This is a genomic window from Pantoea sp. UBA5923 (genome assembly GCF_002431095.1).
Classification (GTDB): domain Bacteria; phylum Pseudomonadota; class Gammaproteobacteria; order Enterobacterales; family Enterobacteriaceae; genus Pantoea; species Pantoea piersonii.
Genome location: NZ_DJDN01000033.1, coordinates 106,898 through 129,967, shown reverse-complemented (window position 1 = coordinate 129,967; position 23,070 = coordinate 106,898). Strand labels below are relative to the sequence as shown.

Below are 23,070 nucleotides of genomic sequence, written 5' to 3'. Positions count from 1 at the left end.
TCTGATAAATTGTTAAAGAGCATGCCGCGATTATTCAGCGGCGCGGGCTGCGTATATTACGCTTTCCGCTTTATCAGTCAAGCATTTATTTTTGCTTTCCTGACGATTCGTACCTTGCCGAATCTTACTTAACACCGCATTCCGTAAGCCGTTGTGCCGTGTCAGTGGAGGCGCATTATAGGGAGTTCTTTCCGGCTGACAAGTGCTAATTTCAAATTAATTTCTGAGTGTCGTTTTTTTCAGCAAAACAGCCTTAAACCGCCACTTTTTCCAGCGAAGGGAAGCCATAACGCTGTAGAACCGGCGATAATTGCAGCGCTTCGCTGTCAAGCTCGGTACAAAACGCGCAGTTAGCCTGCGAAGAGCGCACGCCTGGCGCCTCATGTTCCAGCAGCCAGGCCGTTCGACGGGCTATCGCCGCGCCCGAATCGATCAGACGCGTGCCTTCAGGCAATACCTGCTGTAGTTCTTCACGCAGTAAAGGAAAATGCGTGCATCCCAATACGACCGTATCCGGCGGCTCCGCCATCCGCAGCCAGGGTTGAACAACCTGCCGTACATCCTGCAAAGCAATAGCCTGCCCATGAAGCTTCTGTTCTGCCAGCTCCACCAGCTCCGCCGAACCCAGCATGGCAATTCGGCAAGAGGTGGCAAACTGCGCCACGAGATCGTGCGTATAAGGACGACGCACCGTCGCACGCGTCGCCAGCAGACCCACCACGCCGTTACGCGTCAGACGCGCCGCTGGCTTAATCGCTGGCACGACGCCGACGACGGGAAAATCGAAGCGCGCGCGCAGCGCCGGCAAGGAGACCGTACTGGCGGTATTGCAGGCGATAATGCAAAGGGAAAGCGGATGACGACTGGCAATCGCGCCGACGATATCGACGACGCGCTCAACAATATACTCTTCGCTCTTCTCTCCATAAGGAAAGCCAGCGTTATCGAAAGCGTAGAGATAGTGCAGGTCCGGCAGCAGCTGCCGGACCTCATCATAGACAGAGAGCCCGCCCACGCCGGAGTCAAACACCAGTACGGTGGGACGCAAATCAGAAGCTGTAGCTGGCGCTGAGGTAATACTCCGTTCCTGGAGTTTGATAGCCATACACTGTCTCGTAATCTTTATCAAACAGGTTGGCAATTCTACCACGAACCGTCAGCTGAGATGTGACCGGATACGACACCGCGAGATCCCACAGGCTCACGCCGCCCAGTTTTACGCGACGGGTAGGATAGCTGTTGAAGTCATTATCAAAGCGGTCGCCCAGATAGTGGTAGGTCACCGACCAGTCAAAGTCATAAACAGTCCAGTCGAGCTGATACTTAACCTGTTGTTTTGCGCGGCGCACCAGCTGTTCATTGGTCTCGCCGTCGCGCGCGTCAACGTAGTCGTAGGAGATCTGATGGCCTAGCGGGCCGGTATCGAACGAAGCGGTCGCCTCAACGCCTTTAATACGCGCTTTATTGATGTTGTAGTAGCGATAGGTGGTCGGATCGCTGTCGATAAGGTTATCAATGTCGTTGCGATAACCCGATACCCGCCAGTTAACCGCTCCGGTCAGCCCTTCGAAGCCCCCTTCCCATTGCTTGCTCTTTTCCGGATCGAGATCGGGATTACCATAGCTCGTGCTATACACCTGGGACAGGTTGGGCGCTTTAAAGGCGGTGCCGTAAGAGGCGAAGGCGCGGTAGCCTGAAATAAATTCCCAGGAGGCGGCGGTTTGCCAGGTATTGTGCCAGCCGAACTGGTTATTATTGTCGCCGCGCACCGCTCCTTCGAGGGTAACGCTGCCGAACTGCTGCTGCCCGGTCAGATAGACACCGGTGTTGCGCTGCTCATATCCATCCGCCAGATAGTTGGTGCCCGGCTCGGTGGTCTCTTTTTGCCAGTCGACGCCGCCGCTAATCGCGCCCTGCCCAACCTGTACGGTATTGCCCCACTGCAGGTTGTATTGCGTAACGTCGTCAAAGGTAGAGGCGTCGCCATAGCGGCCATTACGCGGATCGTAATTGATATCTTTGGTGCGGCTGTAGCTGGCGATCAGCTGCGTCGAATAGATATCCCGATTGAAACGCAGGCCGGTATCCCAGGTCTGGCTATAAAGCTGGCGCGTGTCTGCAAGGCCGACGATATGGGTAGAGCTGCTGTCGTAGCTGTAGGAGCCATCATAGGCGGTGCGATTGTCGAAACCATAGCCGCGCACAAAGCCGCTCAGCTCATCGCTGAACTGATGCTCAAGGTTGCCATAGAGGGTCTTACTCATAAAACCATCTCTGTCGCCCTGCGCGGGGCCATAGTCGTTAGGGTAGCCCGCGCCGACGTCAAAGCCGCGGGTATAGGTGTAGTTGCCAGCCAGCGTCAGCTTTGTGGCGTCGCCCAGCATCTGCTGCGTCGAGCCGTCATAAGACTGATACCCTTTTGAGCCGACGCCTGCGGTCAGCGTGGTGCCAGGCTGTGCGCGGCCGGTGATAATATTCACCACGCCGCCGATAGCGTCCGAACCATAGACCGCCGAGCGCGCCCCGCGGATATATTCGATACGCTGCACCAGCGAAAGCGGAATCTGACTGAGATCGGAAGAGCCGGAGATACCCGCCTGGTTGAGGCGAATGCCGTCAATCAGGATCAGGACATGGCTGGAATTGGTGCCGCGAATAAACAGCGAGCTGCTCTGCCCGATACCGCCGTTCTGCGCGACATCGACGCCAGGCAAACGACGCATCACATCGGTCAGGCTTTTCGCCTGCCAGCGGTCAATCTCAGCGCGCGTAACGACCGTCGCAGGCGCCAGCACCGAGGATACCGGCTGGGCGAAACGGTTAGCGGTGACAACTTGCGTATCATCATCATTCTGAGCGAAACCAGGTTGCGCCCAGAGAGCAAGCGCCGTTGCGCTAAACGCGAACAGCGAAGCGGAATGTTTTTTCATTTTTATGAGCATCCAAAAGACGAAGCAGGATGCCGCAGGCATACGATCGATAGCACGCGATGACCGTACGAGTTGCGACGTCACACCGGCAGGTCTTCGGGCTGGGAACCATAAATGGCGAAGACTTCCCATCCAGCTGGACAGTGTCTGCAAGGCGATCGCCACGACATTCCTTACCGCTGCGCGTCAGCTCCAGATTCACACTGGATTCCCTATTAACTCAGGCTGAGGCCGGCGCACGCAGTCTACATGAGTCTTAATGGAAATCCAGACTTCCATCCTCCTGGTGCGCGCAGGACTGGACAACGCCAGGTGAATGCCTACAATCGCCCGGCAAGTTTGCTATTAACCAGGATCGCTCATGACACCCGAACATCTCCCAACCGAACAGTACGACGCGCAACTGGCCGAGAAAGTCAGCCGTTTACAGACGATGATGACGCCGTTCGCCGCGCCTGAAGTGGAGGTGTTTCGCTCGCCGGTCAGCCACTACCGGATGCGCGCGGAGTTTCGCCTCTGGCACGATGGCGACGATATTTATCACATCATCTTCGATCAGGCGACGCGGCAGCGTATTCGCGTCGATCGTTTTCCCGCCGCCAGCGAACTGATTAACGCGCTGATGCCGGAAATGATCGCGGCGATCCGCGATAACCGCGTATTGCGCCACAAGCTGTTTCAGATCGACTATCTCTCGACGATGAGCAATGAGATTGTTATCTCGCTGCTTTACCACCGTAAGCTGGAAGCGGACTGGATTGAGGCGGCGAGCGCCCTGCGCGACGCGCTGCGCGCGCAGGGCTATGCGGTGCAGCTGATCGGCCGCGCCACGAAAACCAAAATTTGTCTCGACCGCGATTTTATCGACGAGCGATTGCCGGTGGCGGGCCGCGAAATGATCTACCGACAGGTAGAGAACAGCTTCACGCAGCCCAATGCGGCGATGAATATTCAGATGCTGGAATGGGCGCTGGACGTGACCCAGGGATCGCGCGGCGATTTGCTGGAGCTTTACTGCGGCAACGGCAACTTTTCGCTGGCGCTGGCGCGCAATTTCCGCCGCGTGCTGGCGACGGAGATCGCCAAGCCTTCGGTCGCAGCGGCGCAGTTCAATATCGAAGCCAACCAGATCGATAACGTGCAGATTATCCGCATGGCGGCGGAAGAGTTTACCCAGGCGATGAACGGTGTACGCAGCTTTAATCGCTTACAGGGCATCGACCTGAAAAGCTATGAATGCGAAACCATCTTTGTCGATCCGCCGCGCAGCGGCCTGGATGAGGAGACGGTGAAGATGGTGCAGGCCTATCCGCGTATCCTTTATATCTCCTGCAATCCTGAGACGCTGTGCGACAACCTGCAAACGCTGGCGCAGACGCATGAGGTTTCCCGTCTGGCGCTGTTCGATCAGTTCCCCTATACGCACCATATGGAGTGCGGCGTGTGGCTGACGCGTAGAAGCGATAAATAGAGCAAGCGCAGACTCACGCAAACGCAGGTAGTGCGGGCAGAAAAGCAAAGCGTCCCGCGCCAGCGACAAAAGCGCTGGCGCGATCGGCCACCAAATAAAACGGGAACCTCAGGTTCCCGTTTATCTGTCAGTCGTTGTTCTTACGACGCTTCATCTTAACGCCGATCCAGAACACCAGCGCCACCATCAGCAGCGTCGGAATAAAGTTAGAGCCGATATCCGGATACTCGGCGCGCACCAGCGCGCTATACACCAGAATGCCCAGCAGGAAAAACGCCGCTGCCAGACCCGGCATGCCGTCCGGCATATTGCGGTTCAGATAACGCTGGTGCAGGCTCCAGACCGCAAGGCCTAACGCGATAATCGGAAAGATAGAAAAAGGAACAAAGGCGCTAAACAGCACAGAAAATGAGCCGTTAATCGCTAAGCCGGTAATAAAAGCCAGCAGCAGAGTGCCTTTATCGCGGGAGGTCGGTTGTGTCATGGCTTATCCTTATCGTTTACTCTTCGGTTTTTTCCAGGGTAACCGCCAGCCGCTCCTGCTCACGGCGATACCAGTAATAAGCGCCTTTAGCGATCATGCGCAGCTGCAGCACCAGGCGATCCTCCAGCTTGCGTCGCTGTTCGATATCGACATCCAGCGCTTCCGCGCCTGCGCTAAAGACAATAGTCACCATCGCTTCCGCCTGCGCCTCGGTAAAGCTGCGCGGCATACGGTTTTCCACCTCAAGGTAGTCCGCCAGTTCGGCGATAAAATGCTGAATTTCACGCGCGACGGCGGCACGAAACGCGGCAGAAGTGCCAGAACGCTCGCGCAGCAGCAGCCGAAACGCGTTGGGATTGTTGCCGATGAACTCCATAAAGGTGGAGACCGAGGTTTTAATTATGCTGCCGCCTTTAGCAATACGCTGACGCGCCTGACGCATCAGCTGGCGCAGCATCAAACCGCTCTCATCGACCATCGTCAAACCAAGCTCATCGACATCCTTAAAATGACGATAAAAAGAGGTGGGCGCGATACCGGCCTCCCTGGCAACCTCACGCAAACTTAAACTGGCAAAACTGCGTTCGGCGCTAAGCTGGCTAAATGCCGCTTCGATCAGCGTACGTCTTGTACGTTCTTTTTGTTGCGCTCTGACGCCCATTCTCTCTGCCTTGTGACGAGTTGAAGAGGCACTATAACAAAATTTCAGCGTACATAAGGGCAAAGTTTGTGACCGCCTGTTAACCTCACTCTTTGTCAAACGGAGGGGAATTTCACTGTTAGAATTCAGAAGTGCGCGGCGAGATGTTAGAATCTCGTTGTAAAAATGTATAGAAAATAGGACGTACTGGTATGCAAAAGTCTTACGATTACGATGCCATCGTGATTGGCTCCGGTCCTGGAGGTGAAGGTGCAGCCATGGGCCTGGTGAAGCAGGGAGCGCGCATTGCAGTGATCGAACGCTACCATAACATCGGCGGCGGTTGTACCCACTGGGGCACCATTCCCTCCAAAGCGCTTCGCCATGCAGTCAGTCGCATTATCGAATTCAACCAAAATCCGCTCTACAGCGATCACACCCGACTGCTGCGCTCCTCGTTCGCTGATATCCTTAACCATACGGAAAACGTCATCAGCCAGCAGACCGCGATGCGCCAGGGCTTTTACGAGCGCAATCGCTGCGAACTCTTTCAGGGCAACGCCCACTTTATTGATGCCAATACGATTGAAGTCGAGCACTATGACGGCACGCGCGAGCGCCTGACGGCGGAGAAATTCGTTATCGCCTGCGGCTCCCGTCCTTATCATCCGGCGGATGTTGATTTTACCCACCCGCGCATTTACGACTCCGACTCTATCCTCAATCTGCACCACGAACCGGGCCACGTCATTATCTACGGCGCGGGCGTGATCGGCTGTGAATATGCATCGATTTTCCGCGGGCTGAACGTCAAGGTCGATCTCATCAACACCCGCGACCGTTTGCTGGCGTTTCTCGATCAGGAGATGTCAGATTCGCTCTCTTACCACTTCTGGAACAGCGGCGTCGTGATCCGCCATAACGAAGAGTTTGAGAAAATCGAAGGCGTTGACGACGGCGTTATTATGCACCTGAAGTCAGGCAAAAAAGTGAAAGCCGACTGCCTGCTCTACGCTAACGGCCGTACCGGCAACACCGATTCGCTGGCGCTGGAGAATGTCGGGCTGGAGGCGGACGGACGCGGCCTGCTGAAGGTAAACAGCATGTATCAGACTGCACAGCCGCATATCTATGCGGTGGGCGACGTGATCGGCTACCCGAGCCTGGCGTCAGCCGCCTACGATCAGGGCCGCATCGCCGCGCAGGCGATTATCAAAGGCGAAGCCAGCGCGCACCTGGTGGAAGATATCCCGACCGGTATCTATACCATTCCGGAAATCAGCTCCGTGGGCAAAACCGAGCAGCAGCTGACGGCGATGAAAGTGCCTTATGAAGTGGGACGCGCGCAGTTTAAGCATCTGGCGCGCGCGCAGATTGTCGGCATGAACGTGGGCAGCCTGAAAATTCTGTTCCACCGCGAAACCAAAGAGATCCTGGGCATTCACTGCTTTGGCGAGCGCGCGGCCGAAATCATTCACATCGGACAGGCGATTATGGAGCAGAAAAACGGCGGCAATACGATTGAGTACTTCGTAAATACCACCTTTAACTACCCCACCATGGCCGAAGCCTATCGCGTGGCCGCGTTGAACGGCTTAAACCGCCTGTTTTAACGTGCTGTTGAGATAGCCTTGCATGTGCGTGCGAATCGCTTCTGCCAGCTGCTCATAGCGGCTGCGCAGAGGCGAACCGGGACGATAGACCAGCGCGATAGTGCGCTGCGGCACAGGCTTATAACAGGGCAGATAGCATACGCCGTCGCGCACGCGCTCCTGCGGCACCGCCAGCGCGGGCAGCAGCGTGATGCCACTTCCGGCCGCGACCATATTGCGCAGCGTCTCCAGGCTGGTGGCGCGGAAATGCGTATCCTCGTCAGCGCCTGCTTCAAAGCAGAATCCCATCGCCTGATCGCGCAGGCAGTGGCCATCTTCCAGCATAAGCAGCTTTTCGCCCGCCAGATCGGACATCGGGACGCGATCGCGATCGTGCCACGGGTGATCCTGATAGACCGCCAGCCTCATCGGCTCGTCGAACAGCGGCACCTCAATAAAGGCCTCGCTCTCTTTGACCAGCGCCAGAATTGCGCAGTCGAGCTTGCCGCTGTCGAGCTGCGCCAGCAGCTGCTGCGTCTGGGCCTCGTGCAGATACATCTCAAGCTTGGGGAAAGTCTGGTGCAGCATAGGAATAATTTGCGGTAGCAGATAGGGCCCCGTGGTAGGGATCAGCCCGATATGCAGTGGGCCGGACATGGCTTCGCCCTGCTGGCTCGCCATCTCTTTTAATACTTTAACTTCCCGCAGCACGGTGCGCGCCTGATCGACCAGCAGCATGCCCGCCTGGGTGAACAACACTTTACGGCTGGTTCGCTCCAGCAGCATAACGCCCAGCTCATCTTCCAGCTTGCGGATCTGTCCGCTTAGCGTCGGCTGGCTGACGTGGCATGCGTCCGCCGCGCGGCGGAAATGGCGATGCTCAGCAAGCGAAACCAGATATTCAAGATCGCGAATGTTCATTGTTATCCTCCAGACCACGATAGCCCGTGGCGATAGATAGGATAGCAATGAACGATTAGCCCTATCAAGCAATGATGAGAATAATGCACGCAGCAAATTCAGGCGATTCGCTCTTAAGGAGAAAATATGTTTGCAACTCAGGAAGGTAAAGCCGTTCCGCAGGTCGTATTTCACACCCGCCAGGGCGATCGCTGGGTAGACGTTACTACAGATGAGCTGTTCAGAGACAAGACGGTTATCGTTTTTTCACTGCCGGGCGCCTTTACGCCCACCTGTTCTTCAAGTCATTTGCCGCGCTATAACGAGCTCTACAGCGTATTTGCGCAGCATGGCGTTGACAGCATCCTGTGCGTGTCGGTTAACGACACCTTTGTGATGAACGCGTGGAAAGCAGAGCAGCGCGCGGAAAATATTACCTTTATTCCGGACGGCAACGGCGAGTTTACGCGCGGGATGGAGATGCTGGTCGAGAAATCGGACGTTGGTTTTGGCGCGCGCTCATGGCGTTATTCGATGCTGGTGCGTAACGGCGTAATTGAGAAGATGTTCGTTGAGCCGAACAAGCCGGGCGATCCCTTTGAGGTCTCTGACGCCGACACCCTGCTGCGCTATCTGGCGCCAGAATTCAAGGTGCAGGAGTCCGTCTCGCTCTTTACCAAACCAGGCTGTCCGTTCTGCACCAAAGCGAAACAGATGCTGATCGATAACAACATGCCGTTCGAAGAGATTGTGCTGGGTCAGGATGCTACCACCGTCAGCCTGCGCGCCGTTTCAGGCCGCGCCACAGTGCCGCAGGTCTTTATCGGCGGTCGCCATATCGGCGGCAGCGACGATCTGGAGCAGTACCTGCTGTCAGCGTAAAAGAATCACAGTGTCAGCCGGAGCGCTGGCCCTCTGATGATGTGCCTAAAATAAAAAATGAAATTCCGAAGCTAGAGGTTAGCGGGCAATTGTTGCCCGCCTTTTTTTTGCCTGTCGATCAGGCGAGACGCTGTTTCGCCTCGGCGATAGCAGACGCGACCTGCTGCGGCGCGACGCCTCCTTTCGCATTCCTTTTTTCCAGGCAAGAGCGCAGCGCCAGAACGGCGTAAACGTCCTCTTCAATGGTCGCGCTAAACTGCTTTAGCTGCGCCAGCGACAGCGCTTCCAGCGCCACGCCCTGTTTGATCGCTTCGACTACCGCTTCGCCCACGATATGGTGCGCTTCACGGAAGGGCACGCCCTTCGCCACCAGATAGTCGGCCAGCTCGGTTGAGTTGGCGTAGCCCTGCTCTGCCGCTTCCTGGCAGCGAGGGCGTTTCACCTGAATGCCGTCCAGCACCAGCGCCGACATATGCAGGCAGTCCAGCCAGGTATCGAGCGCGTCGAACAGCCCCTCTTTGTCTTCCTGCATATCTTTATTGTAGGCGAGCGGCAGTCCTTTCAGCGTCATCATCATGCCGGTCAGCGCGCCCTGCACGCGGCCGCATTTGCCGCGGATCAGCTCCAGGGCGTCCGGGTTTTTCTTCTGCGGCATCAGCGACGAGCCGGATGTTACTTTGTCAGACAGCTCCACGAAGCCTGCCTCGCCGGTATTGAAGAAAATTAAATCTTCTGCGAAGCGCGACAGATGCACCATGCCGATAGAGGCGTCAGACAGCAGCTCCAGCACATGGTCGCGATCGGAAACGGTATCCAGACTGTTGCGCGTCGCGGAGGCGAAGCCCAGCCAGCCAGCCAGCTGCTCGCGATCGATTTCGTAGGCGGTGCCCGCCAGCGCGCCGCAGCCGAGCGGGCTGACGTCGAGGCGCTTCAGGGTATCCTGCAGACGGCTTTCGTCACGCGCCAGCATCTCAACATAGGCCAGACACCAGTGCGCGAAGGTAACCGGCTGCGCGCGCTGCAGGTGCGTGTAGCCTGGCATTACCGCATCCTGATTCGCGTCGGCGGTTGCCACCAGCGCCTGCTGCAGTTCGCGCGTGGCGCTCAGCAGCACCTCAACCTGCGCTTTGCACCAGAGTTTCAGATCGGTCGCGACCTGATCGTTACGGCTGCGGCCGGTATGGAGCTTTTTGCCCAGCGCGCCGACTTTTTCGATCAGCTGGCCTTCAACCCAACTGTGAATATCTTCGGCGTCGCTTTGCAGAATCTGCTCTGGATTCGCCTGCACCTCGGTCAGCAGCGCATTCAGCGCCTGCTCCAGCTGCTGCTGCTCGTCGCCGCTCAGCACGTTGACCGTCACCAGCGCTTTGGACCAGGCGATGGAGCCGACAATATCCTGCTCCGCCAGACGATAGTCGAAGCGCAGCGAATCGTTGAACTGTTTGAAACGTTGGTCTGCTGCCTGGGTAAAACGTCCGCCCCAAAGTGCCATGTGAAACTCCTTTCAATCCTTAAACAAGAGGCGGCTCGAAGCCGCCCCTGCGAAATCTGGTTGGGCGAGGCGTACGCCTCGCCAGCTATTACTTCTTCTGCTCGTTCAGGGCGCGAATGCGCGAAGAGAGCGAGAACAGACGAATAAAGCCGCCTGCGTGACGGTGATCGTAAACCTCGTCTTCGCCGAAGGTGGCGAACTCTTCTGAGTAGAGGCTGTTAGAGGAGCGCTTCTGAATCGCCGTCGCCTGACCTTTATAAAGCTGCAGCACCACTTCGCCGTTTACCTCTTCAGCCAGCGACTCGGCAGCGGCCTGGATTGACTTACGCAGCGGCGCGAACCAGCGGCCGTCGTAGACAACGTAAGACATCTCATGGCCCAGCTGCTCGCGCCATTTGAAGCTGTCGCGATCCAGTACCAGCTGCTCAACCGCGCGCAGCGCGTTCACCATAATGGTGCCGCCAGGAGTTTCGTAGCAGCCGCGCGACTTGATGCCCACCAGACGGTTTTCCACGATGTCGATACGGCCCACGCCGTGTTTCGCGCCAATAGCGTTGAGCGCTTCCAGACACTGGAACGGACTCAGCCTTTCGCCGTTCACCGCCACAACGCGTCCTTTTTCCACGGTAACGGTGACGTTTTCCGGCTGATCCGGCGCCTCCAGCGGATCGACGGTCCATACCCAGCAATCTTTGTTCGGCGCGTTAGACGGACTCTCCAGCACGCCGCCTTCGGTAGAGATATGCCAGGCGTTCTCGTCGCGGCTGTAAATTTTTTCCAGTGACGCGGTGGTCGGAATGTTGCGTTCTTTCAGATAGTCCAGCAGCGCTTCACGCGAGCGCAGGTTCCATTCACGCCACGGCGCGACCACTTTCAGCTGCGGCGCCAGCGCGGTGTAAGTGGTCTCGAAACGCACCTGGTCGTTACCTTTGCCGGTCGCGCCGTGGCACAGCGCGTCTGCGCCCACTTTCAGCGCCAGTTCGACCTGGGCTTTGGCGATAATCGGACGCGCCATTGAGGTACCCAGCAGATAGGTGCCTTCATAGAGTGCGCCGGTCTGCAGCACCGGATAAACGTAGTCGCTGATAAACTCTTCACGCAAATCGACAACGTGGCACTCAGACGCGCCAGACTGCAGCGCTTTCTTCTCCACGCCTTCCAGATCGCTACGCTCCTGGCCGATATCCGCCACGAACGCCACCACTTCACAGCCGCCGTAGTTCTCTTTCAGCCAGGGAATAATGGCGGAAGTATCCAGGCCGCCGGAATATGCCAGTACGATTTTTTTGATATTTTGCGTGCTCATGTCGTCATCCTAAATCTAAGTCGTTAAGCGAGGATCCGGGTGCCGATCGACACGCCGTTAAACAGGTCAGGCAACTGCTCCGCGTGGCGCCAGCTGGCGATATCCACCGGGCGGCCCAGCGTACGCGCCGCGTCGAGCGCCGCGTTTACTTTTACAATCATGCCATCAGTAATGATGCCTTGCGCGATCAGCTGCTCCGCTTTTGCGGCCGTCATCTCTTCGATGCGCTGGCCTTTGCCGTCGAGGATGCCGCTCACGTCAGAGAGCAGCACCAGATCGGCCCCCAGCGTGGCCGCCAGCGCGGTCGCCGCCTGGTCGGCATTGACGTTCATCAGCTCGCCGCCGTCGGTAATGCCGATAGAGCTAACGATCGGCATATAGCCTGCAGCCAGCAGCGTGTTGATCAGCGCCGGATCGCCCGGTTCGGCGTGGCCGACGTGCCCCAGTTCTTCATCAAGCTGCGCCACGCTGACCAGATCGGCGTCGCCCAGACTCAGGCCGACCGCTTTAATGCCATATTTTTTCGCCCAGGCGAGCAGGGTTTTATTGGCCGTACCCGCCAGCGCACCGGTAATAATGTCGATCTGGTCGGCAGGCGTCACGCGCAGGCCGTTCTTCTTTTTCACCGGCAGCGAAAGCTTTTTCATCAGCTCGTCAACCACGCAGCCGCCGCCGTGAACGATCATCAGCGGGCGCTGATGCGCTCTGCGCCAGGCCAGCAGTGCGTCGAACAGCCGCGCCAGCGCTTCTTCGCTGTCGAGCAGCACGCCGCCCAGTTTGATAATTAATGGAGTTGTCATATGCATCCTTGTCCGTTAAATCAGTGACTGCGTTTCAGGGAAGCCGAAGCGAATATTCATACACTGCACCGCCTGCGAGGCAGCACCTTTCAGCAGATTATCTTCCGCCGCGACGACGATCAGATGCTCGCCCTGCACCGCGAAGCCGATATCGCAGAACGGCTGGCCGATAACCGCTTTCAGCGCCGGCACGCCCTGCTCATAGACGCGCACCAGCGGCTTGTCGTGATAGGCGCGGTGGAACGCCGCCGCGACGTCGTCATGGCTGACGCCCGGCTTCAGGCGACAGGTGATGGTCGCCAGAATGCCGCGCGGGAAGTTGCCGAGATGCGGCGTAAAAATTACCGGCGCGCCGAGATGCGCGACGATTTCCGGGTGGTGGCGATGGTTAAACAGACCGTATGGCTGCAGGCTCACTTCGCAAAAGCTGGTGGTAACGCTCGCCTTGCGTCCTGCGCCGCTTACGCCGCTGGTGGCGTTAATCACCGGCCACTGATCGGCGTTAAGCAGCTCGCCGTCAACCAGCGGTTTAAGCGCCAGCTGCGCCGCGGTGGGATAGCAACCCGGCACCGCCACCAGCTGCGCCTCTTTGACTTTGTCATGGTTCCACTCCGCCAGGCCGTAAACCGCTTTATCAAGCCAGTCGCTGTGCTGATGAGTGAAGCCGTAATAGCGCTGATAAAATTCGCTGTCGTTAACGCGGAACGCGCCGGAGAGATCAAACACGACGCAACCCGCTTCGAGGAAGGCTGGCGCCAGATCGTGGCTGACTTCATGCGCGGTCGCCAGAAACACCACATCAACCTTGTCCGCCCACTCAGCCGCGCTGCTCAACGGCTGCAGCGGCAGATCCACCACGCCTTTCAGCTGCGGATGCAGATCCGACAGACGCTTTCCGGCATCCGGGCTTTGCGCTGAAACCGCCAAAGCGGTTATGTTCATATGTGGATGACGATTGAGGAAGGTGGCGAGCTCTACGCCAGCGTAACCACTGGCGCCAACGATCAGCGTATTCAACATCAGGCTGTATACCTTTTTACAGTCACACGTTCCGGGTCGCGGCCTTGCCCCGTTGCCCACGATGCCGTTTGCGGAGGATTTCTGCTTCCCAGCCAACCGGCGTTAATGTATTTTTATTCACTATTAATGCATGAATATTGATACATCCTAACTCAAGGACCGTCAACAGTGAAGACAAAATTACCGCCTTTTATCGAACTCTACCGCCAGCTGATCGCCACTCCGACCATCAGCGCGACCGATGCGGCACTGGATCAGAGCAATGAAACTTTAATCAATTTACTGGCAGGCTGGTTTCGCGACCTGGGCTTCAGCGTTGAAGTGCAGCCCGTACCGGGCACGCGCCATAAATTCAATATGCTGGCGCGCACCGGCAGCGGCGCGGGCGGCCTGCTGCTGGCGGGACATACCGACACGGTGCCTTTCGACGACGGGCGCTGGACGCGCGATCCCTTTACCCTGACGGAGCACGACAACAAGCTCTACGGGCTGGGCACCGCCGACATGAAAGGCTTCTTCGCCTTTATTCTCGACACGCTGCGCGACGTAGACGTCAGCAAACTCAGCAAGCCGCTCTATATTCTTGCCACTGCTGATGAAGAGACCACTATGGCGGGCGCGAAATATTTTTCTGAAACGGCGAACATTCGTCCCGACTGCGCCATTATCGGCGAGCCGACCTCGCTGAAGCCGGTGCGTGCGCACAAAGGCCATCTGTCACACGTTATCCGCGTACAGGGCCAGTCGGGCCACTCCAGCGATCCGGCGCGCGGCGTTAACGCCATCGAACTGATGCACGATGCCATCGGTCATCTGATGCAGCTGCGCAATACCCTGAAAGAGCGCTATCACCACGACGGTTTCGCAATCCCTTATCCCACCATGAACTTTGGCCATATTCACGGCGGCGACGCGGCGAACCGCATCTGCGCATGCTGCGAGCTGCACATGGATATTCGCCCGCTGCCGGGCCTGACGCTAAGCGATCTGGAAGGGCTGCTGAACGAGTCGCTGGCACCGGTCAGTGCACGCTGGCCAGGGCGCCTCACCGTCGGCGAGCTGCATCCGCCGATTCCGGGCTACGAATGTCCGGCGAATCACGAACTGGTCGCCGTGGTGGAAAAACTGCTCGGCACGCCGACCGAAGTCGTCAACTACTGCACCGAAGCGCCCTTTATCCAGGAGCTGTGTCCGACGCTGGTTCTGGGGCCGGGATCGATTAACCAGGCGCACCAGCCTGATGAATTTATCGATACCGCATTTATTAAGCCAACTCGGTCGCTGATCGCGCAGGTTGTACAGCATTTTTGCCACTGATTCGCAATAAACAGGGCAATTGACTGTTAAGAAAGCAAATTTCCTGATCTAAACGCGGGATTTGTTGATAAGAATAACTTATCCCGCTCCCGTCAAATTAAAATCTTTGAATTTCCGCTAGTTAGATGAATGTTACCGGGCGCTCAAGCGCATTGACGGCGCCGGGTTTACGTGGCTAGATAAAAGCCGATGTTATGCCCGGTGGGTGATTACTCATACAGTTCCGGCTTTGCCGCGCGCTGTGGGTGTAGAAGTTTAAAAAGACGATAAGGGTGTCAGGGTCACATGAACGAACAATATTCCGCAATGCGAAGTAATGTCAGTATGCTCGGCAAACTGCTCGGGGATACGATCAAGGATGCACTAGGAGAGAACATCCTCGACCGGGTGGAGACTATCCGCAAACTCTCAAAGTCATCCCGTGCGGGAAATGACACTCATCGCAAGGAACTGCTTAACACGCTGCAAAATCTGTCGAATGACGAACTGCTGCCTGTGGCGCGCGCTTTTAGCCAGTTTCTTAACCTGACCAACGTCGCCGAACAGTATCAGACCATTTCACGCAGCGGCGATGGCGCGAACCATCCCGAACTGCTGAAAACCACCTTCGATCGCCTTAAGCAGCAGCCTGACGTCAGCGAAAGCGATATTCGCGCAGCGATCGAGTCGCTGTCGCTGGAGCTGGTGCTGACTGCGCACCCGACAGAGATCACCCGCCGCACGCTGATCCATAAGCTGGTCGAGGTAAACAGCTGCCTGAAGCAGCTCGATCACAGCGATATCTCAGACTATGAACGCAACCAGATTATGCGCCGCCTGCGTCAACTGGTGGCGCAGGCGTGGCACACCGATGAGATCCGTAAATATCGCCCAACGCCGATCGACGAAGCTAAATGGGGCTTCGCCGTGGTGGAGAACAGCCTGTGGGAAGGCGTGCCTGCTTTTCTGCGCGAGCTGAACGAGCAGGTTGAAGAGGCGTTCGGCGTCAAACTGCCGGTAGATTTCGTACCGGTAAAATTCACCTCCTGGATGGGCGGCGACCGCGACGGCAACCCGAACGTTACCGCCACGGTGACGCGTCACGCCATGCAGCTCAGCCGCTGGAAAGCCGCCGATCTCTTTTTACGCGATATCGGCGTGCTGATCTCTGAGCTTTCAATGTCTGAATGCAGCGAAGAGGTGCGCGAACTGTGCGGCGATCCAGAGGCGATTGAGCCTTACCGCGTCATCCTGAAGCGTATGCGCAGCCAGCTGCTTACGACGCAATCCTGGCTTGAACGCCGCCTGAAAGGCGAGCGTCTGCCGCGCCCGGCCGATCTGCTGGTTTCCAACGATCAGCTGTGGGAGCCGCTTTATGCCATTTACCAGTCGCTGCAGCAGTGCGACATGGGCATTATCGCCAACGGTCAGCTGCTGGATACGCTGCGCCGCGTGAAGTGCTTCGGCGTGCCGCTGGTGCGCATCGATCTGCGTCAGGAGAGCACGCGCCATACCGAAGCGATTGCTGAAGTGACCCGCTATCTCGGCCTCGGCGACTATGAAAGCTGGTCGGAAGCAGATAAACAGGCTTTCCTGGTGCGCGAGCTGAACTCCAAGCGTCCGCTGCTGCCGCGTCACTGGGAGCCGAGCGACGAAACGCGCGAAGTGCTGGAAACCTGCCGCGTCGCCGCCGAGGCGCCGCAAGGCTCTATCGCAGCCTACGTGATCTCTATGGCGAAAACCCCGTCCGACGTGCTGGCTGTACATCTGCTGCTGAAAGAAGCAGGTATTAACTTCGCCATGCCGGTCGCGCCGCTGTTTGAAACCCTCGACGACCTCAACAACGCCAACGACGTGATGAGCCAGCTGCTGAGCATCGACTGGTATCGCGGTTTTATCCAGGGCAAACAGATGGTGATGATTGGCTATTCCGACTCGGCGAAAGACGCCGGCGTAATGGCCGCCAGCTGGGCGCAGTATCAGGCGCAGGATGCACTTATCAAAACCTGCGAGAAAGCCGGTATCGCGCTGACGCTGTTCCACGGACGCGGCGGCAGTATCGGCCGCGGCGGCGCACCTGCCCATGCGGCGCTGCTGTCGCAGCCGCCAGGGAGCCTGAAAGGCGGCCTGCGCGTGACCGAACAGGGCGAAATGATCCGCTTTAAATATGGCCTGCCGGAAGTCACGATCGCCAGCTTGTCGCTCTATACCGCCGCGATTCTGGAAGCTAACCTGCTGCCGCCGCCGGAGCCGAAGAAAGAGTGGCACAGCATTATGGACCAGCTTTCGGCGCACTCCTGCGCTATGTATCGCGGCTACGTACGCGAAAATCCAGACTTCGTGCCCTACTTCCGCTCCGCCACGCCGGAGCAGGAGCTGGGCAAACTGCCGCTCGGTTCACGTCCGGCCAAGCGTCGCCCGACCGGCGGCGTCGAGTCGCTGCGCGCCATTCCCTGGATCTTCGCCTGGACACAGAACCGTCTGATGCTGCCCGCCTGGCTCGGCGCGGGCGCGGCGTTGCAAAAAGCGATGGAGGAGGGTCATCAGGATCAGCTGGAAGCGATGTGCCGCGACTGGCCATTTTTCTCTACGCGTCTGGGGATGCTGGAAATGGTGTTCGCCAAAGCTGACCTGTGGCTGGCGGAATATTACGATCAGCGTCTGGTGGACAAAACATTGTGGCCGCTGGGCAAACAGCTACGCGACCAGCTTGACGCCGACATTAAAGCAGTGCTGACCATCGCCAACGACGCGCATCTGATGGCGGATCAGCCGTGGATAGCCGAGTCGATCGCGCTGCGCAACGTCTACACCGATCCGCTCAACGTGTTGCAGGCGGAGCTGCTGCAGCGTTCACGCGCCCAGGAAGCGCGCGGCGAAGAGGTCGATCCGCGCGTCGAGCAGGCGCTGATGGTGACCATCGCGGGCGTAGCGGCGGGCATGCGCAACACCGGTTAATCTTCCTGACCACTCCCGGGCAGGCCACCTGCCCGGAAACCTCTGTTCTGCTGCCTGTTTCGCGCTTGCGAGCGTTGTGCCTGGGCGCTACTTTGCTCTATTCTTTAGGACCATTCCTCAGTTATCCACATTCTCATTTACAGGAGTTGCCTTATGGCATCAGGAATTTCTCGCATCTGGATGCGTACCGGCATGTTGCTCGGCGCCGCGTTGCTGGTGCTTAACCTCACCGCGTGCGGTGACAAAGAGGGCGATCAGCGCAAAGCCTTTATCGACTTCCTGCAAAATACCGTCATGCGCAGCGGCGAACACCTGCCAAGCCTGAGCGAAAGTCAGAAGCAGAATTTTGGTAAATATGCAGGCGACTACGCCATTCTTTACGGGTTTTCTCAGCAGGTGAATAAAGCGATAGATCAGGGCATGCGCCCGGTCGTCGATGAGCTGTCGGCGATCCACGTTCCGCAGGATTACCTGACGCGCCGCGACGCGCTCCGCCAGGCGAACGGCGCGTTGGTCATTGTGACGCAGCAGCTGGAGAGCGCCAAAATGCAGGCGGACAGCAGCAAAGCCGCGCTTAAGCAGGAAGAGGATCTGAAAAAGGTTTACGACACCGTTTACGATAAAGTCGTGACGCAGCCAGCCAGCCAGCTGGTGCCGCTGCTGCCGAAGCTGCAGGCGCTGAGCCAGGGCGCGGCGCAGGCGGGCGACTTCCTGCAGCAGCAGGGACCGCGCGTGAGCTTCAACAACAATGCCGTTCAGTTCCCGACGCCGGATCAGGTAACGCAATATAACGCCCTGATGAGCACCATCTCCGCCAATGCGCAGGCGTTAACGCAGGCGCAGACTGCCGTTCAGAGCGGTTTGCAGTAACACCTTCTCCGGGGCGAGCCTCAGGCTTGCCCCGGCTTCTACAGCGTCGCTTCCTTTCAGATTTTCGCCAGCCCGATAAGCGCCTCGTCAGGAGTGTGATCTGGCGCATTTTCGACCAAAAATAGTTTGTGATCGTAGTCACATATATGAAACAAACCAAACACCCTTAAACGTGATGTTCTTCACATTTAGGTCAGTTTTCCGGCGAAAAAATAGCCATTGTGGTTTTTTTACACGTTTATTATGTGATCTTCCTCACTAAAATGCCCCCTGCCCCCACCCGAATTAGGTGATCTGCATCACACTTAGACCGACCGCTACGCAGCTTCATATTCGCGTGATAGAGTCCGCGTGCATACAGTAATAGCGACGGCTTTCCGCCGTGCTGGCTTAACAAAAACAAACGCGCTCTCTTATTGCAGCGCGTCTCGATAAGGGGTGGCTTTATGTCCTCATCAGTCAAGGTCAAGGTTCAGAGCTTTGGTCGCTTTCTGAGTAATATGGTGATGCCTAACATCGGTGCGTTTATCGCATGGGGTATCATCACTGCGCTGTTCATCCCAACCGGATGGATTCCTAACGCGACGCTGGCGAAGCTGGTCGGCCCGATGATCACCTATCTGCTGCCGCTGCTGATCGGTTTCACCGGTGGTCGTCTGGTTGGCGGCGATCGCGGCGGCGTGGTCGGCGCGATCACGACGATGGGCGTAATCGTCGGTGCCGATATGCCGATGTTCCTTGGCTCAATGATTGCCGGTCCGCTGGGTGGCTGGGCGATCAAATCTTTCGATCGCGCCGTTGACGGTAAAATCAAAAGCGGTTTCGAAATGCTGGTCAACAACTTCTCTGCCGGCATTATCGGCATGTTGCTGGCGCTGCTGGCGTTTCTGGCTATCGGGCCGCTGGTAGAAGGTCTGTCGCATATTCTCGCCGCAGGCGTCAACCTGATGGTGCAGCACAACCTGCTGCCGCTGACCTCGATTTTTGTTGAGCCGGCGAAAATCCTGTTCCTCAATAACGCCATTAACCACGGCATCTTCTCGCCGCTGGGCATCCAGCAGGCAAGTGAAGCGGGCAAATCAATCTTCTTCCTGATTGAAGCAAACCCAGGCCCGGGTATGGGCGTGCTGGTCGCTTATATGCTCTTTGGCCGCGGCAGCGCTAAACAGTCTGCGGGCGGCGCGGCGATCATCCACTTCCTCGGCGGTATTCACGAAATCTACTTCCCGTACGTGCTGATGGCACCACGTCTGCTGCTGGCGGTAATCCTGGGCGGCATGACCGGCGTCTTCACCCTGACGCTGCTTAATGGCGGTCTGGTCTCTCCGGCTTCTCCAGGCTCAATCCTGGCAGTGCTGGCGATGACGCCGAAAGGTGCCTACTTCGCCAACATCGCGGCGATTATCGCGGCCTTTGCCGTCTCCTTCGTCGTCTCCTCTATTCTGCTGAAAACCAGCAAAGTTAAAGAAGAAGACGATATCGAAGCGGCGACTAAACGCATGCATGAGATGAAAGCGCAGTCTAAAGGTCAGGCTGTTGCGGGCGCGCCGGTGGTAGCTGACGCCAACAGCGTTGATGTTCGCCATGTGCGTAAAATCATCGTCGCCTGCGACGCCGGCATGGGTTCCAGCGCGATGGGCGCCGGCGTGCTGCGTAAGAAAGTGCAGGATGCGGGACTGACGAATGTCTCTGTTACCAACAGCGCGATTAACTCGCTGCCGGGCGACGTCGATCTGGTGATTACCCACCGCGACCTCACCGAACGCGCGATGCGTCAGGCACCGCAGGCGCAGCATATTTCGTTGAATAACTTCCTCGACAGTGCGCTCTACACCAACCTGACCGATCGCCTGATTGCGGCGAACCGTAGCGAAACACATCGCGAAACCGTACAGACCGCGCTGGCGGACAGCTACGACTCCAGCAACGCCCATCTGTTTAAACTGGGCGCGGACAACGTCTTCCTCGGCCTGAGCGCCAGCAATAAAGAGCAGGCGATCCGCTTCGCCGGCGAGCAGCTGGTGAAAGGCGGCTACGTTCAGCCGGAATATGTGGAAGCGATGCTGGCGCGTGAACAGCTCACCCCAACCTATCTGGGCGAGTCAATTGCGGTGCCGCATGGCACAGTGGAAGCGAAAGATCGCGTATTGAAAACGGGCGTAGTGTTCTGTCAGTATCCGCAGGGCGTGCTGTTCGGCGAGGATGCGGATGACGTGGCGCGTCTGGTCATTGGCATCGCGGCGCGTAACAATGAGCACATCCAGGTCATCACCAGCCTGACGAATGCGCTGGACGACGAAAGCGTCATCGAGAAGCTGGCGCACACCAACAGCGTACAGGAAGTGCTGGATCTGCTGTCGGGCAGCCCGGCGACCGCCTAAACGTCCTGCGTGATTTTCCCTGGGGCGGGTATGCCCGTCCCGATTTCCGGGGCGGACATGCCCGCCCCATCGTCATTTGATATGGGTCAATATTATGAAAGCGTTACATTTTGGAGCAGGTAATATCGGTCGTGGTTTCATCGGCAAACTGCTGGCGGATGCAGGCATTGAGCTGGTGTTTGCCGATGTCAACCAGGTGGTGCTGGATGCACTGAACGCGCGTCATGAATATCCAGTACATGTGGTTGGCGAGCAGGCAAAAGTGGAAATCGTGAAGGGCGTCAGCGCCGTTAACAGCACCAGCGATGATATTATTGCGCTGGTGGCGGACGTTGATCTGGTCACTACCGCAGTCGGCCCGCAAATCCTTGAGCGCATCGCGGGCAGCGTGGCAAAAGGCCTGGCGAAACGTCAGGAAGCAGGCAACGATCGACCGCTCAATATTATCGCCTGTGAAAACATGGTGCGCGGCACCAGCCAGCTAAAACAGCATGTGCTGAAAGCGTTGCCGGAGCAGCACCACGCCTGGGTTGAACAGCATGTCGGCTTCGTTGACTCCGCCGTAGACCGTATCGTGCCGCCGTCCGAAGCGGGCAGCAACGATCCGCTGGAAGTAACTGTTGAAACCTTCAGCGAGTGGATTGTTGATAAAACCCAGTTCAAAGGCGAGCTGCCCACTATCGCAGGTATGGAGCTTACCGATAACCTGATGGCTTTCGTCGAGCGCAAACTCTTTACCCTGAACACCGGCCACGCGATCACCGCCTATCTTGGCCAGCTCGCCGGTCATCAGACTATTCGCGACGCTATCCTGGATGAGAAAATCCGCGCGGTAGTCAAAGGCGCGATGGAAGAGAGCGGCGCAGTATTGATCAAGCGCTATGGATTCGACGCCGACAAGCACGCCGCCTATATCGAGAAAATCCTGGGGCGCTTCGAAAATCCTTACCTGAAGGACGACGTAGAGCGTGTAGGCCGTCAGCCGCTGCGTAAGCTGAGCGCGGGCGATCGTCTGATTAAACCTACGCTGGGCACGCTGGAGTATCAGCTGCCGAACGCGCATCTAGTGCAGGGCATCGCCGCCGCAATGCACTACCGCAGCGCGCAGGATCCCCAGGCTCAGGAGCTGGAGGCGCTGATTAACGAGAAAGGCCCGCAGGCGACGCTGGCGCAGGTATCCGGTCTGGACGCCGACAGCGACGTGGTGGCGGCGGCGGTCAGCGCGTACAACGCGATGGCATAACAGTCGCGTGTTGGTCACGCACAAGCGGTACGGGCGCAGCGACGCTGCGCCCGTTGAGGGTATCAGAATTCTGCAGGCGACAATGGAAGAGAAGCAAGCTTTTGAAAACCGGGTGCTTGAGCGCCTGAACGCCGGACGTTCGGTGAGAAGCTTCCTGATCGCTGCCGTCGAACTGTTGGCCGAAGCAGTTAATCTGCTGGTGCTGCAGGTGTTTCGCAAGGACGACTACGCGGTGAAATATGCGGTTGAGCCGCTGCTGCTGGGCGATGGCCCGCTCGGCGAGCTGCCGGTGCGCCTCAAGCTTATCTACGGTCTGGGCGTTATCAACCGCCATGAGTATGAAGATTGCGAGCTGCTGCTGGCGCTGCGCGAAGAGCTGAATCACGATCAGGGCGACTATCGCTTTACCGACGATGAGATACTCGGCCCGTTCGGCGAGCTGCACTGTGTGGCGGCGTGGCCGCCGAAACCGGACTTTCATCCCGACGACGCCGAGCTGCGCGCCATGCAGCAGCAGCGCTATCTGCAGATGGTGCGCTCGACCATGGTGCTCTCTCTGACTGAACTTATCTCGCGCATCAGCCTGAAACAGGCGTTCAAACGTCCCGGCGCCTGAGATTCAGGCGCCCCGCTCCATCGACGCGCGCGAATCTGCGCCGCTTTTCGTGTATCCTTTGCCTGTTTTCCACAACGAGTTTTCGCCATGAAAGAGCAAGAAAAAGCCGAGATTAAACGTCTGAGCGATCAGCTGGACGCCCTGAACCGCAAAGAGCCGCAGCTGCTGGAGTCAGGCGACGCCGAGAAG

The 23,070-nt window shown here is 57.7% G+C and carries 18 protein-coding genes, 1 pseudogene and 1 riboswitch; of the genes and pseudogenes, 10 read left to right on the top strand and 9 right to left on the bottom strand.

Going from position 1 to position 23,070, the window contains the following annotated elements:
- Window positions 1-253: 253 nt before the first annotated feature.
- Window positions 254-1,105, bottom strand: coding sequence for a glutamate racemase (gene murI, locus B3797_RS08960; RefSeq protein ID WP_120457845.1), 852 nt, complete (start codon window positions 1,103-1,105; stop codon window positions 254-256).
- Window positions 1,050-2,930, bottom strand: a complete 1,881-nt coding sequence (btuB, locus tag B3797_RS08955; protein ID WP_311790907.1) for a TonB-dependent vitamin B12 receptor BtuB — start codon at window positions 2,928-2,930, stop codon at window positions 1,050-1,052. The genes murI and btuB overlap by 56 nt, the downstream gene beginning before the upstream one ends.
- 70 nt (window positions 2,931-3,000) lie before the next feature.
- Window positions 3,001-3,180, bottom strand: a riboswitch (cobalamin riboswitch).
- 111 nt (window positions 3,181-3,291) lie between these two features.
- Here btuB and trmA point away from each other — a divergent pair.
- A complete protein-coding gene (trmA, locus tag B3797_RS08950; RefSeq protein ID WP_311790906.1) occupies window positions 3,292-4,401 on the top strand; it encodes a tRNA (uridine(54)-C5)-methyltransferase TrmA in 1,110 nt (369 codons plus the stop codon).
- A 127-nt stretch (window positions 4,402-4,528) separates the two neighbouring features.
- Here the strand turns inward: trmA and B3797_RS08945 are convergent, their stop codons facing one another.
- Together B3797_RS08945 and fabR are read right to left on the bottom strand one after the other, a co-directional pair.
- Window positions 4,529-4,885, bottom strand: coding sequence for a YijD family membrane protein (locus tag B3797_RS08945; RefSeq protein WP_081140612.1), 357 nt, complete (start codon window positions 4,883-4,885; stop codon window positions 4,529-4,531).
- 16 nt (window positions 4,886-4,901) lie between these two features.
- Entirely contained in the window at window positions 4,902-5,546 is a 645-nt protein-coding gene (gene fabR / locus B3797_RS08940) for an HTH-type transcriptional repressor FabR (RefSeq protein ID WP_120457839.1), read from the bottom strand.
- A gap of 191 nt (window positions 5,547-5,737) precedes the next feature.
- Between fabR and sthA the strand changes: the two genes are divergently transcribed.
- Window positions 5,738-7,138 (top strand): Si-specific NAD(P)(+) transhydrogenase, encoded by a 1,401-nt coding sequence (gene sthA, locus B3797_RS08935; RefSeq protein WP_120457837.1) that lies wholly within the window; start codon window positions 5,738-5,740, stop codon window positions 7,136-7,138.
- On the opposite strand, the gene oxyR is transcribed toward sthA, so the two are convergent.
- Window positions 7,121-8,038, bottom strand: a complete 918-nt coding sequence (gene oxyR / locus B3797_RS08930) for a DNA-binding transcriptional regulator OxyR (protein WP_311784378.1) — start codon at window positions 8,036-8,038, stop codon at window positions 7,121-7,123. The two genes, sthA and oxyR, sit on opposite strands and share 18 nt — an antisense overlap.
- Before the next feature lie 126 nt (window positions 8,039-8,164).
- Between oxyR and B3797_RS08925 the strand changes: the two genes are divergently transcribed.
- Window positions 8,165-8,899: a glutathione peroxidase gene (locus B3797_RS08925; RefSeq protein WP_311784377.1), complete on the top strand. Its 735-nt coding sequence runs from the start codon at window positions 8,165-8,167 to the stop codon at window positions 8,897-8,899.
- Window positions 8,900-9,017: 118 nt separating this feature from the next.
- On the opposite strand, the gene argH is transcribed toward B3797_RS08925, so the two are convergent.
- The 4 genes from argH to argC form a co-directional block, all read right to left on the bottom strand.
- A complete protein-coding gene (gene argH, locus B3797_RS08920; RefSeq protein WP_311790905.1) occupies window positions 9,018-10,391 on the bottom strand; it encodes an argininosuccinate lyase in 1,374 nt (457 codons plus the stop codon).
- A gap of 88 nt (window positions 10,392-10,479) precedes the next feature.
- Complete coding sequence (locus B3797_RS08915; RefSeq protein ID WP_120457829.1) at window positions 10,480-11,697, bottom strand: argininosuccinate synthase; 1,218 nt, start codon at window positions 11,695-11,697, stop codon at window positions 10,480-10,482.
- A gap of 23 nt (window positions 11,698-11,720) precedes the next feature.
- A complete protein-coding gene (gene argB, locus B3797_RS08910) occupies window positions 11,721-12,497 on the bottom strand; it encodes an acetylglutamate kinase (RefSeq protein WP_311790904.1) in 777 nt (258 codons plus the stop codon).
- Between the two features lie 15 nt (window positions 12,498-12,512).
- Window positions 12,513-13,517, bottom strand: a complete 1,005-nt coding sequence (gene argC / locus B3797_RS08905; protein WP_311784376.1) for an N-acetyl-gamma-glutamyl-phosphate reductase — start codon at window positions 13,515-13,517, stop codon at window positions 12,513-12,515.
- 168 nt (window positions 13,518-13,685) lie between these two features.
- Between argC and argE the strand changes: the two genes are divergently transcribed.
- The 7 genes and pseudogenes from argE to B3797_RS08870 all read left to right on the top strand — a co-directional run.
- A complete protein-coding gene (gene argE / locus B3797_RS08900; RefSeq protein WP_120457824.1) occupies window positions 13,686-14,834 on the top strand; it encodes an acetylornithine deacetylase in 1,149 nt (382 codons plus the stop codon).
- Between the two features lie 285 nt (window positions 14,835-15,119).
- Complete coding sequence (ppc, locus tag B3797_RS08895) at window positions 15,120-17,771, top strand: phosphoenolpyruvate carboxylase (protein WP_311784375.1); 2,652 nt, start codon at window positions 15,120-15,122, stop codon at window positions 17,769-17,771.
- A gap of 153 nt (window positions 17,772-17,924) precedes the next feature.
- Window positions 17,925-18,641 carry a DUF3053 domain-containing protein gene (locus tag B3797_RS08890; protein ID WP_120457820.1) on the top strand — a complete coding sequence of 239 codons (717 nt, stop codon included), beginning with the start codon at window positions 17,925-17,927 and terminating at the stop codon, window positions 18,639-18,641.
- Between the two features lie 446 nt (window positions 18,642-19,087).
- Window positions 19,088-21,022, top strand: coding sequence for a PTS mannitol transporter subunit IICBA (locus B3797_RS08885; protein ID WP_311790903.1), 1,935 nt, complete (start codon window positions 19,088-19,090; stop codon window positions 21,020-21,022).
- 94 nt (window positions 21,023-21,116) lie between these two features.
- On the top strand, window positions 21,117-22,265 hold the full coding sequence (gene mtlD / locus B3797_RS08880) for a mannitol-1-phosphate 5-dehydrogenase (protein WP_311784373.1): 1,149 nt from the start codon (window positions 21,117-21,119) through the stop codon (window positions 22,263-22,265).
- Between the two features lie 82 nt (window positions 22,266-22,347).
- Entirely contained in the window at window positions 22,348-22,881 is a 534-nt protein-coding gene (locus tag B3797_RS08875) for an MltR family transcriptional regulator (protein WP_311784372.1), read from the top strand.
- 87 nt (window positions 22,882-22,968) lie between these two features.
- Window positions 22,969-23,070 (top strand): annotated as a pseudogene (locus B3797_RS08870) (hypothetical protein); the annotation flags it as partial.